This is a genomic window from Gallibacterium melopsittaci (assembly GCF_042433085.1).
Classification (GTDB): Bacteria; Pseudomonadota; Gammaproteobacteria; order Enterobacterales; family Pasteurellaceae; genus Gallibacterium; species Gallibacterium melopsittaci.
The window spans coordinates 1-17,840 of the sequence record NZ_JBHLWA010000028.1 but is presented as its reverse complement, the minus strand read 5'-3'; the positions used below and the strand labels follow the sequence as shown (position 1 = coordinate 17,840).

The 17,840-nt window shown below is 37.5% G+C and carries 13 protein-coding genes and 1 pseudogene; 12 read left to right on the top strand and 2 right to left on the bottom strand.

The features are described from left to right. Window positions 1-31: 31 nt before the first annotated feature. From gshAB to leuD, 8 genes and pseudogenes are all read left to right on the top strand, one after another. Window positions 32-2,314, top strand: a pseudogene (gene gshAB, locus ACFFHT_RS06090) (bifunctional glutamate--cysteine ligase GshA/glutathione synthetase GshB). Between the two features lie 106 nt (window positions 2,315-2,420). Next, a complete protein-coding gene (locus ACFFHT_RS06085; RefSeq protein WP_382374447.1) occupies window positions 2,421-3,509 on the top strand; it encodes a PhoH family protein in 1,089 nt (362 codons plus the stop codon). Then, window positions 3,499-3,975, top strand: a complete 477-nt coding sequence (gene ybeY / locus ACFFHT_RS06080) for an rRNA maturation RNase YbeY (RefSeq protein WP_382374445.1) — start codon at window positions 3,499-3,501, stop codon at window positions 3,973-3,975. Before ACFFHT_RS06085 ends, ybeY begins: the two co-directional genes overlap by 11 nt. 8 nt (window positions 3,976-3,983) lie before the next feature. Beyond that, entirely contained in the window at window positions 3,984-5,957 is a 1,974-nt protein-coding gene (locus ACFFHT_RS06075; RefSeq protein ID WP_382374443.1) for a GNAT family N-acetyltransferase, read from the top strand. Between the two features lie 373 nt (window positions 5,958-6,330). Next, window positions 6,331-7,881, top strand: a complete 1,551-nt coding sequence (leuA, locus tag ACFFHT_RS06070; RefSeq protein WP_382374441.1) for a 2-isopropylmalate synthase — start codon at window positions 6,331-6,333, stop codon at window positions 7,879-7,881. Beyond that, window positions 7,881-8,957: a 3-isopropylmalate dehydrogenase gene (gene leuB, locus ACFFHT_RS06065; RefSeq protein ID WP_382374440.1), complete on the top strand. Its 1,077-nt coding sequence runs from the start codon at window positions 7,881-7,883 to the stop codon at window positions 8,955-8,957. The genes leuA and leuB overlap by 1 nt, the downstream gene beginning before the upstream one ends. A 42-nt stretch (window positions 8,958-8,999) precedes the next feature. Next, window positions 9,000-10,412 carry a 3-isopropylmalate dehydratase large subunit gene (leuC, locus tag ACFFHT_RS06060; RefSeq protein WP_382374438.1) on the top strand — a complete coding sequence of 471 codons (1,413 nt, stop codon included), beginning with the start codon at window positions 9,000-9,002 and terminating at the stop codon, window positions 10,410-10,412. A gap of 1 nt (window position 10,413) precedes the next feature. Then, window positions 10,414-11,016, top strand: coding sequence for a 3-isopropylmalate dehydratase small subunit (gene leuD / locus ACFFHT_RS06055; protein WP_382374437.1), 603 nt, complete (start codon window positions 10,414-10,416; stop codon window positions 11,014-11,016). A gap of 62 nt (window positions 11,017-11,078) precedes the next feature. On the opposite strand, the gene copM is transcribed toward leuD, so the two are convergent. Together copM and ACFFHT_RS06045 are read right to left on the bottom strand one after the other, a co-directional pair. After that, window positions 11,079-11,423 carry a CopM family metallochaperone gene (copM, locus tag ACFFHT_RS06050; RefSeq protein WP_382374435.1) on the bottom strand — a complete coding sequence of 115 codons (345 nt, stop codon included), beginning with the start codon at window positions 11,421-11,423 and terminating at the stop codon, window positions 11,079-11,081. An 81-nt stretch (window positions 11,424-11,504) separates the two neighbouring features. Further along, on the bottom strand, window positions 11,505-12,185 hold the full coding sequence (locus tag ACFFHT_RS06045; protein WP_382374433.1) for a YggS family pyridoxal phosphate-dependent enzyme: 681 nt from the start codon (window positions 12,183-12,185) through the stop codon (window positions 11,505-11,507). 312 nt (window positions 12,186-12,497) lie between these two features. On the opposite strand from ACFFHT_RS06045, the gene thrA reads away from it, so the two are divergent. Genes thrA through ACFFHT_RS06025 form a run of 4 tightly spaced genes read left to right on the top strand, consistent with a single transcriptional unit; the run spans window position 12,498 to window position 17,623 of the window. Continuing rightward, window positions 12,498-14,945: a bifunctional aspartate kinase/homoserine dehydrogenase I gene (gene thrA / locus ACFFHT_RS06040; RefSeq protein WP_382374431.1), complete on the top strand. Its 2,448-nt coding sequence runs from the start codon at window positions 12,498-12,500 to the stop codon at window positions 14,943-14,945. 17 nt (window positions 14,946-14,962) lie between these two features. Beyond that, window positions 14,963-15,907 carry a homoserine kinase gene (gene thrB / locus ACFFHT_RS06035; RefSeq protein ID WP_382374429.1) on the top strand — a complete coding sequence of 315 codons (945 nt, stop codon included), beginning with the start codon at window positions 14,963-14,965 and terminating at the stop codon, window positions 15,905-15,907. A gap of 20 nt (window positions 15,908-15,927) precedes the next feature. Beyond that, window positions 15,928-17,208, top strand: a complete 1,281-nt coding sequence (gene thrC / locus ACFFHT_RS06030; RefSeq protein ID WP_382374427.1) for a threonine synthase — start codon at window positions 15,928-15,930, stop codon at window positions 17,206-17,208. A 19-nt stretch (window positions 17,209-17,227) separates the two neighbouring features. Further along, window positions 17,228-17,623 (top strand): DUF805 domain-containing protein, encoded by a 396-nt coding sequence (locus tag ACFFHT_RS06025; RefSeq protein ID WP_382374425.1) that lies wholly within the window; start codon window positions 17,228-17,230, stop codon window positions 17,621-17,623. Window positions 17,624-17,840 lie beyond the last annotated feature (217 nt).

Below are 17,840 nucleotides of genomic sequence, written 5' to 3'. Positions count from 1 at the left end.
TTCAGTTCGATACAATTAATAGGCAATAATTATGAAGATTCAGCAAACGATCAAACAAAATCATCTTGAATTACTCTTCCAACAAGGTGTTTTCGGAATTGAAAAAGAAAGCCAACGGATTACCGCTGACGGAAAAATTGTCACTACACCTCACCCAAGCGTATTCGGTAATCGATCTTACCATCCTTATATTCAAACCGATTTTGCTGAAAGCCAGTTAGAATTAATTACGCCACCACAAAAAAGTGTGCAAGAGAGTTATCGTTGGTTAACTACAATTCATGAAGTGGTTTTACGTTCATTACCTGAAAATGAATATATTTCACCATTCAGTATGCCGTTAACATTGCCACCAGAAAATGAAATTCAAGTTGCACAATTAGATAATCGAGAAGATGTGGCATATCGTGAGCATCTTGTTGCAAGTTATGGCAAATATAAGCAGATGATTAGCGGTATTCATTACAACTTTCAATTAGCCGATGAATTGGTAGATAAGTTATTTAGTTTACAAACAACTTTCCAAGATCCGATCGCTTTTTGTAATGAACTCTATTTGAAATTAGCGAAAAACTTTTTACGTTATCAGTGGTTGTTAGTTTATCTATTTGCAGCTTCACCAAGTGCAGAACCAGCATTCTTTAATCGAGGTAAAGCTATTCCAAAACAATTTGTGCGTAGCTTGCGTTCAAGTCATTATGGTTATGTTAATCATTCGGAAATTAAGGTGTCATATGCAAGTCTGCAGGAGTATGTCGAAACCTTAGAACATTGGGTGAAAAACGGAAAACTTATTGCCGAGAAAGAGTTCTATTCCAATATTCGTTTTCGTGGTGCGAAAAAGCAGGTGCGTGAATTATTAAGTAAGGGAATTCGTTATTTAGAGTTTCGTTTATTTGATCTCAATCCATTTGCTGAATATGGGATTACTTTAGAAGATGCCGAGTTTATTCATTATTTTATTTTGTTGATGGTATGGCTTGATACGACAGCAGATCAAACGGAAGTCGAAAAAGGTAAGCAAATGTTGGCTGAAGTGGCAATGGAGCATCCGTTACAAATAACGGCATATCAACAAGAAGGATTAGCTTTATTGACCGAATTGGCAAATATGGTGCAAACGTTAGGTGCATCAGAACAAATTTTGGCAATAGTAAAAGAGAAATAACAACAATTATTACAACCTGAATTAACGCTTTGTGGTCGTTTAGTACAACAGATGCAACAACCAACAGATTATCATCAATTAGGTGCAAACTTAGCCCAACAATATAAAGCGAAGGCGACAGCTGGTTATTATGCGTTAAGTGCGTTTGATAATATGGAACTTTCTACGCAAGCGTTAATGTTTGATCTAATTCAACAAGGAATCAAAGTAGAAATCCTTGATGAGAATGATCAATTTCTTTGCTTGCAATACCAAGATCATATTGAGTATGTGAAAAATGGGAATATGACCGCCAAGGATAGCTATATTTCGCCATTAATTATGGAAAATAAAGTGGTTACGAAGAAAGTATTAGCTAAAGGGGGCTTTAATGTACCGCAAAGCCTTGAGTTTAGAAAGGTAGAGGATGCCGTTGCAGCTTATCCATTATTTGAACATCGTGCCGTGGTGATTAAACCAAAATCCACTAATTTTGGATTGGGTATCACAATCTTTAAACAGGGAGTGGAAAATATTGATGATTTTCGTCAAGCGATAGAGATAGCTTTCCGAGAAGATAAAGAAGTGATGGTAGAAGATTATTTAGAGGGAACAGAATATCGCTTCTTTGTGTTGGGTGATCAAACCTTAGCAGTATTATTGCGTGAGCCAGCGAATGTGATTGGTGATGGTGAACATACCATAGCAGAATTGGTGACAATAAAAAATACGCATCCTTTGCGTGGTGATGGCAGTAGAACGCCATTAAAGAAAATTGCGTTAGGTGAGATTGAAAAATTGCAATTAAAAGAGCAAGGATTCACAGTTGATTCGATTCCACAGCAAGGACAGAAAGTACAACTGCGAGCAAACTCGAATATTAGTACAGGTGGTGATTCGATTGATATGACCGATTTGATGCACCCAAGTTATAAAGAGATTGCGGTAAAAATTACCCACGCAATGGGAGCTGCTGTATGTGGTGTAGATTTAATTGTACCTGACTATATTAAACCAGCAGAACCTAAATTAAGTTCTTGGGGTGTAATTGAAGCGAATTTCAATCCTATGATGATGATGCATATTTTCCCATATCAAGGAACATCAAGACGAGTTACAAAAAATGTGATTAAAATGTTGTTTCCAGAGTTAGGAACTTCTATTTAAATGTAAAAAATGCCGACAATTATTGGTCGGCATTTTGGTTAATCGCAAAATTCGCATATACTAATACATGTTTATAATGACTATTTTATAACCACTGAGGTGGAGCTTGACCACAACAATTTCAGAAGTTTTTACATTAGAGCCACAAGATAATGCCCGTTTGCAATCACTTTGTGGCCCATTTGACGAACATATTTCATTAATTGAAAAGCAGTTTAATCTGATTATTTCTCGCCGTAATTTTACTTTCACCCTTGAATCAGCAGATGATGAAACTAAACCGCATCATGCACAACTGTTGAAGAATATTGCAAAATTAATTCAACGTTTATATCTTGAAACGGCGATGGTAAAAGGCAAAGTGAATGAATTAGATTTAGAGCAGATTCATTTAGCGATTCAAGAAAGTCGTATGTTGTTGCAACAGGTTGATGATGTTGACGATGATGAGGCAAAAGTCTTTTCAACTACGATTAAAACCAAACGTGGCGTGATTAAACCACGAGGAAAAAATCAAATTCAATATTTGCATAATATTTTACGGCACGATATTAGTTTTGGGATTGGGCCTGCTGGAACAGGGAAAACCTTTTTAGCAGTAGCAGCGGCTGTTGAAGCGTTAGAAAAGCAACAAGTACGCCGTTTATTATTAACTCGTCCTGCGGTGGAAGCTGGGGAAAAACTGGGTTTCTTACCTGGTGATTTAGCCCAAAAAATCGATCCTTATTTACGTCCTTTGTATGATGCCTTGTTTGAAATGTTAGGTTTTGAAAAGGTGCAAAAATTGATGGAGCGTAATGTGATTGAGATTGCTCCATTAGCTTATATGCGTGGTCGTACGCTAAATGATGCTTTTATTATTTTAGATGAAAGTCAAAATACCACGATTGAACAGATGAAAATGTTCCTTACTCGAATTGGTTTCAATTCTAAAGCGGTCATTACAGGCGATATAACCCAAGTGGATTTACCTCGTGGGCAAAAATCGGGCTTACGTCATGCGATTGATGTATTGAGCGAAGTAGAAGAGTTAAGTTTTAACTATTTTAAAAGTGAAGATATTGTGCGTCATCCTGTGGTAGCGAAAGTGGTACAAGCCTATGAGAAATGGGAAGCAGCAGATGAAATTCGCCGTAAAGAAGCAGCAGAACAACGCCGTTTAGCGAAACTTGAGGAACAGAAAAATGACGCATAAACCAGATGTAATTGTCGATTTACAAATCGTTTCTGAAGAGCAAGACAATTTACCAACTTTAGAACAGTTTACCCATTGGGCAACACAAGCAGTGCGTCCTGAACAAGAGAATGTCGAGTTGACAATTAGGATCGTTGATGAAGCAGAGAGTCATCATCTTAATTTCACTTATCGTGGTAAAGATCGTCCAACGAATGTGTTGTCGTTTCCTTTTGAAGTCCCTGAGGGAATTGAATTGCCGTTATTAGGCGATCTGATTATTTGTCGTCAAGTGGTAGAAAAAGAAGCGGCAGAACAAGAGATTTCGTTAGAAGCTCATTATGCACATTTAACGGTACACGGCTGTTTACATTTACTCGGCTATGATCATATCGAAGATGATGAAGCAGAAGAGATGGAAAGCCTAGAAACAGAAATTATGCTTGGTATGGGATATGCTGATCCCTATTTAAGCGAGAAAATTTAAGTTAGGTAATGTTGGAACAGCGGATAGATTTTTCTCGTCAGGTGATAATACTTGCTGGACGTATTGCTTGGCGAGAGCAACAGTTACAGAAGATTGCACAACATTATTCAACGCAGCCTATCCTTTATTGTGGTGTGAAGTCACCTACTGTTTGTTCAGATCAATTCACTTTTTTTTCGTTACAAAATAGTCGTAATGTTTTAGGACAAGAGTTTTCGGTAGCTATTTTTGATGCGTGTCAGCAAGAGAATTTAGCCTTTCATTTAGATACCTTAGCCATTATTGCTGCGACTTTAAGAGCAGGCGGTTGTTTATTTATTTTATTGCCAACATGGCATAACTTACCTTATCGGGTAGATATAGATTCACTACGTTGGAATAGCATTAATGAAGCCACCACGACGCCGAATTTTCTTGATTGGCTAGTGAGTCGGATTACGCATTATCAATTACCGATTTATCAAGAACCCGCAACAGAAATGATTTTTCCTAATGTGAATACGGATAGATGGTGTATGCCAACTGCTGCAATCAATGCACAGCAGCAACAACTACAATGTTTGTTACAAGCAGATGCCGATATTTATCTCTTAATTGCGGGACGTGGACGAGGTAAATCGGCATTGGCGGGACAATTTATTAAAAAATTAGCTAAAAAAGTATTAGTAACCGCAGCGAATCAACAAGCAATCAAAACCTTGCAGCAATTTGCTGCACCAAAAAAAGTTGATTTTCTTGCCCCTGATCTTTTATTAGACAAACTGATTCAACAGGAAGTTGATGAGGATTATGCTTGGTTGATTGTTGATGAAGCTGCAATGCTGCCATTAGCAATGTTGCAGAAATTTTGTGCAGCTTTCCCTAAAGTGTTATTAACGACGACCAGTGAGGGGTATGAGGGAACTGGGAAAGGGTTTCAATTAAAATTAACGCAATTTTTATCAAGAAAATTAACTTATTTAGATTTAACTTTACCATTACGTTGGCAAGCTGGTGATTTATTAGAACGATGGGTAAATGATCTTGCTTTATTGCAACCCAAAGATGTGATTTTCCCTTATCAAGCAGAAGCGATTTATTCCCTGTATTCAACACAACAAATTTCTTCAGAGTATAAACTAACGCAACTTTATCAATTATTATCATTGGCACATTATCGTACTTCGTTAACCGATTTTCGCCGTTTGTTAGATGGGCAAAAACAACAATTTGTATGGTATGAAGTTGAACAACAGCCAGTAGGTGTTGTGTGGGGGCTAGAAGAGGGGAATATTCAAGATAAATCTCTAGTACAGGGGATTTGTCAAGGCTATCGCCGTCCGAAAGGGAATTTAGTTGCTCAGGCACTTTGTTTTCAATTAAATGACGAGCGAGCAGCGAAATTACGGTCATTACGGATTTCACGGATTGCGGTATTACCTGAATGGCAGCAACAAGGTGTAGGATCAAAATTAATTCAACAGTTGATTCAGCAATGTTCAGAGCAGTTTGATTTTTTATCAGTAAGTTTTAGCTATAGTGCAGACTTACTTGCATTTTGGCGGCGTAATGGTTTCCAGCTAGTTGGTGTTAGTGCTGGAACGGAAGCGAGCAGTGGTAATTATAGTGTGATGATGATTTATCCATTGTCGGAACAAGGAGAGCAATTTTGCCAACAAGCTGCAATCCTTTTTCAGCGTAATTTTATTTTAAGCGAGCATCCATTAGTTACCGAGCTAAGTAAACAGTTGAGATTTGAGAAACCTGATTGGCAATTAACTGCGTGGGACTGGCAAGTAATAGCAGATTTTATCGATCATCAACGTACATTGGTGGTAACGTATCCAACCTTAAAACGGCTTTTTTATCATTATCCTAATGACGTGTTAACTGCACAGTTAGCATTATTGCTTCAACCTTTTTATCCGCAAAAGAAACAGCAGTTGTCATTATTTAAACAGCAGTTGTTAACTTTTTTGCAAAAAATTGATAAAAAAATTTAGTATTAGATTAAAGCTAAAACCCAGTAGATAAATTTAGTCTTTTGGATTATCTATATATTTTTCTCTTTTATATATCTTGTTTTTGGATTTTTATTTTTATATTGTTTGGGAATAAAGCAAAATAAATGATTTTTTAGCATAAAATGCTGTTGACTTGCTTGGTGCTTTTCGGCAGAATCAAAAACGTTTTTGATTTACAAGGTTTTAAATAAATGATTCGTTTAATTTCTTTATCTCTGCTTCTCCTCCTCACAAATAGATAGTTTGTGCGGTAGGTCGTGGATAAAGAAAAGTTAATCAAAGCAAACACACACATCAGCCCGCACATAAGCGGGCTTTTTTTTAACTATTTTATTGTTATAGCAGGTGGCATATGAGTGATCGCGTAATTATTTTTGATACAACATTAAGAGATGGTGAACAAGCATTAAGAGCGAGTTTAACGGTTAAAGAAAAATTACAGATTGCATTAGCATTGGAACGTTTAGGTGTTGATGTTATGGAAGTGGGATTTCCAGTGTCTTCTGAGGGGGATTTCAAATCTGTTCAAACGATTGCTAAAGTAATCAAAAATAGCCGTGTTTGCGCATTATCGAGAGCGGTTGCTAAAGATATTGATGCTGCATATGAAGCATTAAAAGTTGCTGAGGCTTATCGAATCCATACTTTTATTGCAACGTCTGCATTACACGTTGAAGCAAAATTAAGACGTTCATTTGATGATGTTGTTGAAATGGCAGTTGCTGCGGTGAAACGAGCAAGAGGTTATACCGATGATGTCGAATTTTCGTGTGAAGATGCGGGGCGTACAGGTGTGGATAATATTTGTCGCATTGTTGAAGCAGCAATCAATGCTGGTGCAACTACGATTAATATTCCAGATACCGTTGGTTACACATTACCAACCCAGTTCGGTAGTATTATTGAAAATGTAATGAATCGTGTACCGAATATTGATAAGGCAGTTATTTCAGTACATTGCCATAATGATTTAGGTATGGCGACGGCAAACTCATTAACCGCTGTGCAATATGGGGCAAGACAAATTGAATGTACTATCAATGGTATTGGTGAGCGTGCGGGAAATACAGCACTAGAAGAAGTGGTGATGGCAATTCATACACGTAAAGATTTAATGAATGTAACGACTGATATTAATACACAAGAAATTTATCGTGTTAGCCAAATGGTGAGCCAACTTTGTAATATGCCGATTCAACCCAATAAAGCGATTGTGGGGTCAAATGCGTTTGCTCACTCTTCAGGTATTCACCAAGATGGCGTGTTAAAAAATGCTAATACTTATGAAATTTTGTCGCCAGAAAGTATTGGTTTGAAAAAGGAAAAATTAAATCTTACTGCCCGTTCTGGTCGTGCAGCGGTGAAAAATCATATGGCAGATATGGGCTATACCGAACAAGATTATGATTTAGATAAATTATACGAAGCATTCTTAAAATTAGCCGATAAAAAAGGACAAGTTTTTGATTATGATTTGGAAGCGTTAGCCTTTATTGATATGCAACAAGGTGATGAAGATCGTTTAACCTTAACCAAAATCTCGGCACACTCTGTGAGTGATTTCCCTGCGACTTCATTTGTTGAATTAATGTTAGATGGTAAAAAATTAAGTACCGTTTCTGCGGGTGGTAATGGGCCAGTTGATGCGACATACAATGCGATTTTATCATTAACTGGTATGGATATTACTATGTTACATTATAATTTAGCTGCAAAAGGCGAGGGTGCTGAAGCACTTGGACAAGTTGATATTGTGGTGGAATATCAAGGTCGTAAATTCCATGGGGTGGGGTTAGCGACAGATATTATCGAATCTTCCGCCTTAGCATTGATTCATGCAATTAATGCAATTTATCGTTCACAAAAAGTTTCAGAAATTAAAAAACATACGGAGAAACACTAATGCAAACTCACAACATTGCCGTATTGGCAGGAGATGGAATCGGGCCAGAAGTGATGGCTGAAGCGTTAAAAGTTTTAAACGCAGTAGAAAAAAAATTTAACTTTAAACTTAATTATCAACATTATGATGTTGGTGGCGCAGGAATTGATAATCATGGTAAGGCGTTACCAGATGTGACTTTACAAGGTTGTGAGGCTGCAGAAGCTATTCTTTTTGGATCAGTCGGTGGACCAAAATGGGAGCACTTACCTGCAAATGAACAACCAGAACGTGGCGCATTATTGCCATTACGCAAACATTTTGCGTTGTTCTGCAATCTTCGCCCTGCAACCCTCTATAAAGGTTTAGAAAAGTTCTGTCCATTACGTGCAGACATTGCAGCAAAAGGGTTTGATATTGTTGTCGTACGTGAATTAACAGGTGGTATTTATTTTGGACAACCAAAAGGACGTGAAGGTGAAGGCAAAATGGAGAAAGCCTTTGATACCGAAATTTATCACCGTTTTGAAATCGAACGTATTGCACGTATTGCGTTTGAAGCTGCACGTAAACGCCGTAAAAAAGTAACTTCTGTCGATAAAGCAAATGTATTAATTAGTTCAATCTTATGGCGTGAAGTCGTCATGGAGGTAGCGAAAGAGTATCCTGATATTACGCTTGAACATATCTATATTGATAATGCAACCATGCAATTAATTAAACAGCCTGAACATTATGATGTGTTGCTTTGTTCTAATATCTTTGGCGATATTATTTCTGATGAATGTGCGATGATTACAGGTTCAATGGGAATGTTGCCATCAGCAAGTATGAATGAGAAAGGTTTTGGCTTATATGAGCCAGCAGGTGGATCGGCTCCTGATATTGCTGGCAAAGGAATTGCTAATCCGATTGCGCAAATTCTTTCTGCGGCAATGATGTTGCGTTATAGCTTCCAATTAGAAGAAGCTGCACAAGCGATTGAAAAAGCAGTACAACAAGTATTAGCAGAAGGTTATCGTACTGCAGATTTGGCGGATCAATCTGCCCCAGTTTCTACTTCTGAAATGGGTGATTTAATTGCTGCTCGTATTTAATTGGCAGCAAATGATGGAATAAAAAATAAACGAGTGATTATTATGGGCAAAACATTATACGAAAAATTATTTGACGCTCATGTTGTGTATGAAGCGGAAGGTGAAACACCAATTCTTTATATTAATCGTCATTTAATGCACGAAGTAACCTCACCACAAGCCTTTGATGGCTTGCGTGTTGCGGGACGTAAAGTGCGTCAACCAAGTAAAACATTTGCAACAATGGATCATAGTATTTCAACACAAAGTCGTGATCCAGCAGCCTGTGGGGAACAAGCGAGAATTCAAGTATTAGAATTAGATAAAAATTGTCATGCGAACAATATTTCGCTTTATGATCTCAATAATAAAAAACAGGGAATTGTGCATGTTGTGGGGCCTGAACAAGGTTTAACTTTACCTGGAATGACGATTGTTTGTGGTGATTCGCATACCGCAACGCATGGGGCTTTTGGGGCATTAGCTTTTGGGATTGGTACATCTGAAGTGGAACACGTTTTAGCGACACAAACTTTGAAACAAGCTCGTGCTAAAAAGATGAAGATCGAAGTGCGAGGAAAAGTGGCTGAAGGGATTACTGCTAAAGATATTATTTTAGCCATTATTGGTAAAACTACTATGGCAGGCGGTACAGGTCATGTTGTTGAATTCTGTGGACAAGCAATCGAAGATCTTTCAATGGAAGGGCGAATGACAGTTTGTAATATGGCGATTGAATTAGGAGCCAAAGCGGGATTAGTTGCCCCAGATCAAACCACATTTGATTATTTAAAAGATCGTCCATATGCACCAAAAGGCGAAGAGTGGGATAAAGCCGTTGCATATTGGAAAACCTTGAAGAGTGATCCTGATGCGGAATTTGATACGGTAGTGGTATTAGACGCGAAAGATATTGCGCCACAGGTTACTTGGGGAACCAATCCAGGACAAGTGATTGCGGTGGATCAAACTGTACCAACAGTGGATCAAATTACTGATCCGATTGAAAAGCAGTCTGCACAAAAAGCCCTTGCGTATATGGGCTTAAATGGTGGTGAGCATTTGACTGATATTAAAGTGGATAAAGTGTTTATTGGTTCTTGTACTAATTCTCGTATTGAAGATTTGCGTGCAGCCGCCGCCGTAGCGCAAGGACGTAAAGTTGCTGCTGGTGTACAAGCATTAGTTGTGCCTGGATCTGGGTTAGTTAAAGAACAAGCTGAAAAAGAAGGCTTGGATAAAATCTTTATTGAAGCGGGCTTTGAATGGCGTTTACCTGGCTGTTCAATGTGTTTAGCGATGAATGATGACCGCCTTGGTGAATGGGAACGTTGTGCATCAACCAGTAACCGTAACTTTGAAAGTCGTCAAGGTCGAAATGGTCGTACCCATTTGGTTAGCCCAGCAATGGCAGCAGCAGCGGCTGTTTTTGGTAAATTTACCGATATTCGCACAGTAGAATTATTAGGAGCATAATATGGCAGGATTTAAACAACATCGTGGTTTAGTTATTCCATTAGATATGGCAAATGTTGATACTGATGCGATTATTCCAAAACAATTTTTACAAGCAGTAACTCGAGTGGGATTTGGTAAGCACCTTTTTCATGAATGGCGTTATCTTGATCCAGCAGGAACACAAGTGAATCCAAAGTTTGTGTTAAATTTTCCACAATATCAAGGGGCAACCATTTTATTAGCACGTGAAAATTTAGGTTGTGGTTCATCAAGAGAACACGCACCTTGGGCATTAGCCGATTATGGAATTAAAGTGATGATCGCACCGAGCTTTGCCGATATTTTTTATAGTAATAGTTTGAATAATCATCTGTTACCAGTGAAGTTAACGGAACAAGAAGTAGATGAGATTTTCACATGGGTGAAAGAGAATGATGGTAAGCCGATTGATGTTGATTTAGAGCAACAAACGGTTCAAGTAGGTGATAAAACTTACCATTTTACGCTTGATCCATTCCGTCGTTATTGTTTATTGAATGGTTTAGATAATATCGGTTTAACTTTGCAGCATGAAGATGCGATTACCGAGTATGAGAAAAACATTCCAAGTTTCTTACGGTAATGATATGAAAAAAGGAGATCCGCAAGATCTCCTTTTAAGTTTAATTATTTACGTATATATCATTATTTCTTTTCGGCGTGCTTTGCTAACCATTTTTGCATAAACTCAATTTCAGCTTGCTGTGCTTTAATAATATTTTGAGCTAATTGGCGTAACTCTGGATCTTTACCATATTTTAATTCTACTTCTGCCATGGAAACTGCACCTTGATGGTGTGGTAACATACCTGCCGCAAAGGCGACATCAGGATCTTGGTGTTCAATGCCTTTCATCATTGCATCATGCATTGCTCCCATTGATTGCATATAGGCTTCAGTTGCAGGACCTTGATGGTGATGCTGCATAGTTTCAGCAGATACTGTGGTTGATAAGACTGCAAGACCAAGAGTAAGTAGTACTTTTTTCATTATCATATCCTTTGTCAAATGTGAAAAAACGTTCGTTAGAATAAAGTTTCCCCTAAGGGGAAGCAAAATACCTAAAAAACGTTAATTACGTTTGCCAAAAATAGCAGTCCCAATTCTTACCATAGTAGATCCACATTCAATAGCACTTTGCATATCATCTGTCATCCCCATAGAAAGTGTATCGATTGGTAATTGTGGATAACACTGTTGTAATTGTTGGAATAATGCTGCCATTTGTGAAAAAGCCGCTTTTTGTTCTTGAGTATCTGTTGTTGGAGCTGGAATTGCCATTAAACCGCGTAATTGAATGTTTGGTAACTGAACAATTTGTGCAGCAAGTTCAAAAAGCTGTTCTGGTTGAATACCTGATTTTGAATTTTCATCACTAATATTAATTTGGATGAGAATTTGTAATGGTACTAAATGAGATGGACGTTGTTGACTTAAACGTTCAGCGATTTTAAAACGATCAATCGTTTGTACCCAGTCAAAATGTTCGGCGACAAGGCGAGTTTTATTCGATTGTAGCGGACCGATTAAATGCCATGTTATATCCTTAATATTCTGTTGTTGAGCTAGTTGAATTTTTTCTATACCTTCTTGCACATAATTTTCACCAAATTGGCGTTGGCCAGCATGATAGGCGGCAAGAATGTCAGAAAAAGGTTTGGTTTTACTAACTGCTAATAGGGAAACAGTGTTAGTAGTTTGATATTGATTAATTTGTTGTTCTATTTTGTGTAAGTTTTGTTCAATGGACATTACCTAATTCTCTATAAAAAGCAAAAAACGTCTTATTATAGAAAAAATTAACTAATAGTAATAAATTTATTTGACAAGAAGAGTGAATTTAGGTACTTATTAGAACCATTGAATTAACAAAGTTTTTTATTCTGTGTAGTAACCATGACATCAATGAATATTACGATGACCCGCATTATTATGACCATTATTATTAGTGGGGCGGGTTAGCACACAGAATCCAGTGTTTATAGAACCCGCACCCTACAAAGTGCGGGTTTTTTTATGGTTTCAATTTGAATTTTTAAGATACAACAAATAGAGGACAACATCATGCGTGTATTAAAATTTGGCGGCACTTCACTAGCAAATCCACAACGTTTTTCACAAGCTGGTGAGTTAATATTACAGGCTCATCGAAAGGATCAAGCAGCAGGTGTCTTATCTGCACCAGCAAAAATCACTAACTATTTAGTTGCATTAGTGGATAAAACCAATAAAGGTGAAGATAAGCAGAAAGATTTCCAAGAAGCAAAGCAAATATTTGAAACTATCTTAATCGGATTAAAGCAACAAAATGCAAAATTTGATGATGTAAAATTAAGAAATACTGTCCAACAAGAATTTGCTCAAATCGAACATACTTTATCTCTTTTCTCTCCTCAAACACCATGTCCTGACAATATTAATGCTTCAATTATCTCTCGTGGGGAAAAACTATCGATTGCGATTATGGCTGGTTGGTTTGAAGCACAAGGTTATCAAGTTCATGTCATTGATCCTGTTAAACAATTATTGGCACAAGGCGAATATTTAGAATCTTCAGTAGATATTGAAGAATCGACTAAACGTATTAATGCACCTGCTATTCCAAAACAAAGTGTTGTCTTAATGGCTGGTTTTACTGCTGGTAATGATAAAGGTGAATTAATGGTATTAGGACGTAATGGTTCAGACTATTCTGCAGCAGTATTGGCAGCTTGTTTACGAGCTGATTGTTGTGAAATTTGGACCGATGTTGATGGGGTTTATACTTGCGATCCACGTTTAGTGCCAGATGCTCGCTTATTGGAAACGATGTCTTATCAAGAAGCAATGGAACTCTCTTATTTTGGTGCGAAAGTCATTCATCCTCGTACCATTGCACCAATTGCCCAATTTAATATTCCTTGTTTAATTAAAAATACAGGAAATCCAAGTGCACCAGGAACATTGATTGATGGTAATGTACGTTCGGAAACCTTACAAGTAAAAGGGATTACTAATTTAAATGATGTGGCAATGTTTAATGTATCTGGTCCAGGTATGCAGGGTATGGTTGGTATGGCAGCCCGTGTATTTGATACAATGTCTAAAGCTGGTATTTCGGTCATTCTCATTACTCAGGCTTCATCGGAATATAGCATTAGTTTCTGTGTACCACAAAAATCGGCTAATAAAGCAAAAAGTGCATTAAAACGTGCTTTTGCAACTGAATTAGCATCAGGTGCATTAGATGAAATCGAGATTTTAGATAATCTTGCGATCATCTCTGTGGTAGGAGATGGTATGCGTAAAAGTCGTGGTATTGCAGCTAAATTCTTTACTGCATTGGCACAAGCTAATGTCAATATTGTTGCGATTGCACAAGGATCATCAGAACGTTCAATTTCTACTGTAGTGCCATTAAATAAGGCGATTGAAGGTGTTAAGGCAACTCACCGAGCGTTGTTTAATAGTCAACAATCACTGCGTGTATTCCTAATTGGTGCAGGTGGTGTTGGTGGTGAGTTATTAGATCAAATTGCTCATCAACAACAGTTTTTAACTGAAAAAAATATTGCGATCCGTGTCTGTGGGATTGCTAATTCTAAGAAAGTATTACTGAATGTGGATGGTTTAGACTTAACAAATTGGCGTGAAGATTTAGCTAATGCGACAGAAAGTTTTTCTATTCGTCGTGTAATTGAAGCTGTTCAAGATCAACATGTATTAAATCCAATTTTAGTGGATTGTACTTCTAATCAAGAGATTGCCGATAGTTATCTCCATTTCTTAAATGCAGGTTTCCATGTCGTTACGCCAAACAAAAAAGCGAATACGTCTAGTCTAGCGTACTATCATCAGTTGCGTGCAGCGGCATTAGCCAACCAACGTCTCTTTTTATATGACACAAACGTTGGGGCGGGATTACCTGTTATCGAAAATCTACAAAATTTATTGGCAGCTGGTGATGAAGTTGAAGTGTTTGATGGTATTTTGTCAGGTTCATTATCCTTTATTTTTGGTGAATTAGAACAAGGCAAATCATTATCTGAAGTCACTCGCTTAGCTAAAGAGAAAGGGTTTACTGAACCAGATCCGCGAGATGATCTTTCTGGACAAGATGTCGCACGTAAGTTATTAATTTTAGCACGTGAAGCAGGATTAGAATTAGAGTTAAGTGATATTGAAGTAGAGGGTGTATTGCCACCAGAGTTTGCAAAAGGAAAATCGACTGCTGAATTTATGGCGATGCTACCAGAGTTGGATGCTGAATTTGATAAACGTGTGAAAGCTGCACAAGCTGAAGGTAAAGTGCTTCGTTATGTAGGTGAAATTAAACATGGTAAATGTCGTGTAGCAATTAAAGCAGTGGATGCGGAAGATCCATTATATAAAGTAAAAAATGGTGAAAATGCACTCGCATTTTATACTCGTTATTATTCCCCAATTCCATTATTATTACGTGGTTATGGTGCAGGTAATAATGTGACTGCAGCAGGTATTTTTGCGGATATTTTGCGGACATTACGCCGCTAATTGAAAAGGGGATAATTATGTTACGAATTTATGCGCCAGCTTCTAGTGCAAATATTAGTGTTGGTTTTGATACACTAGGAGCAGCGATCTCGCCAATTGATGGTTCATTATTAGGGGATGTCATTCAAATTGAAGATTGTGCCACACAATTTGAGTTTGAAGCGGTTGGTTATTTTGTGCGTAAATTACCAAAAGAACCACAAAAGAATATCGTTTATCAGGCTTATGTCTTATTTAGTGAACGTCTAAAATTGCGTAATAAACAGGTAAAACCATTACGCTTAACATTAGAAAAAAATATGCCAATTGGTTCTGGATTAGGTTCGAGCGCTTGTTCCATTGTGGCAGCATTAGTTGCACTAAACCAATTCCATCAAGATCCGTTTTCAGATATGGAATTGTTGGAAATGATGGGGGAATTAGAAGGGCGTATTTCTGGTTCAATCCATTATGATAATGTTGCGCCTTGCTATATGGGCGGTGTGCAGTTTATGGTGCAATCGTTAGGATCAATTTGCCAACGTTTGCCATTTTTTGATCATTGGTATTGGGTGTTAGCTTATCCAGGGATTGAAGTTTCGACTGCAGAAGCAAGAGCAATTCTACCGAAAAGTTATACTCGTCAAGATGTGATTGCGCATGGGCGTTATCTCGGCGGTTTCGTTCATGCTTGTCATACGCAACAAGAGAACTTAGCGGCAATTATGATGAAAGATGTCATTGCTGAACCTTACCGTCAACAATTATTGCCAAATTTTGCAGAAGTGAAACAAGCTGCGCAAGATCTTGGCGCATTAGCAACAGGGATTTCTGGTTCTGGTCCAACAATGTTCTCTATTACGCCAGACCTGACCATTGCGACGAAAGTTGCTGATTATTTAGAGAAACACTATTTACAAAATAACGAAGGTTTTGTGCATATCTGTAAAGTAGATAATCAAGGTGCAAGACAACTGGGTTAATTAAGATAAAAGGTAACACAATGAATTTATATAATATTAAACATCCAGAAGAACAGGTGAATTTTGCTCAAGCGGTTCGTCAAGGTTTAGGTAAGGATCAAGGGCTATTCTTTCCAGAGAAATTACCTTATTTTGCTAATGTTGAAGAATTATTAGCATTACCCTTAGTAGAACGTAGCCAACGTATTTTATCAGCGATTATTGGTGATGAAATTCCAGCAGAAAAACTTGCGCAGATGGTGGATAATGCCTTTACTTTCCCCGCACCTGTTTCTAAAGTTGAAGAGAATATTTATGCTTTAGAATTGTTTCATGGTCCAACTTTGGCATTTAAAGACTTTGGTGGTCGTTTTATGGCACAAGCATTAGCTGCAGTGCGTAAAGATGGCAAAATTACCATTTTAACGGCGACCTCAGGGGATACTGGCGCGGCAGTTGCTCACGCATTTTATGGCTTAGAAAATATTGATGTTGTCATTTTATATCCAAAAGGCAAAATTAGTGTTTTACAAGAAAAATTATTCTGTACCTTAGGTGGTAATATTCGTACGATTGCGATTGAGGGCGATTTTGATGCTTGCCAAGCCTTAGTTAAACAAGCCTTTGATGATCAAGAACTTCGTGAAGCGATTGGTTTAAACTCGGCAAACTCCATTAATATTAGCCGTCTATTAGCACAAATTTGTTACTATTTTGAAGCAGTTGCTCAATTACCAGTAGAAAAAAGAGATAATTTAGTCGTATCTGTACCGAGTGGTAATTTTGGTAATTTAACGGCAGGTTTAATTGCGAAGGCGATTGGTTTACCAATTAAACGTTTTATCGCTTCTACTAATGCGAATGATACCGTGCCTCGTTATTTACGTTCACATCAATGGGATCCACACGCAACCGTTGCAACATTATCTAATGCAATGGACGTTAGCCGACCAAATAACTGGCCTCGAGTCGAAGAGTTATTCCGCCGTCAGCAATGGTCATTAAACGAATTACATTCTGATAGTGTTACTGACGCAGAAACGGAAGAAACTTTACAAGCAATGTATGCAAAAGGTTATGTTTGCGAGCCACATGGTGCTATCGCTTATCGTGTGTTGAAAAATGATTTAACTGATGGCGAAACAGGAGTATTCCTCTGTACCGCACATCCAGCTAAATTTAAAGAGAGTGTAGAACGTATTTTAGATATTGAAGTTCCACTACCAGAAGCGTTAGCGAAACATAATGCTTTACCATTACTATCAATTACGATGCCAGCTGATTTTGCAGAATTGAGAAAATTTTTATTGGCAGTGAAATAGTAAATACAAAGGGTTAAGAATGAACTGGTATCTTTCAGTAGTTAGAAAATATGCTGTATTTACAGGACGAGCTCGTCGAAAAGAGTTTTGGATATTTATGCTGTTATATACAATTTCTAGCATGATATTAGAGCAAATTGATATCTCTATAGGTTTTTATCATGCGGAGTATGGTGGGGTATTGAGTGGTGTGTATGGCTTAGCACTTTTCATCCCTAGCATCGCTGTAGGAACAAGGCGTTTACATGATATAAATCGTTCTGGTTGGTGGCAGCTATTATGGTTTATTCCTATCATTGGTTGGATAATTTTAATAATATTTTTCAGTTTGAATGGTACTAAGGGAAATAATCGTTTTGGCGAAGATCCAAAAGTAGTTAAGCAATCAGATGTGTCAACGAAGTTAATCGTATAAATAAGTATCAAGCTAATTTTTGGCATAGTAGACAAAATTGTTGCTGATGTGTCAAAAACTATGCCAAGTGGACAAAATTGTGGCTAATATTTATTTTCTTTAAATATTAGCCACTCTTTTTATTTAAAAAATCCCGTATAAACATGATCTGCACCCCTAAAGTTGGACTTATTATCCAACAGACAGAGGTGCAGATTTTTTATGACCAAATATAACC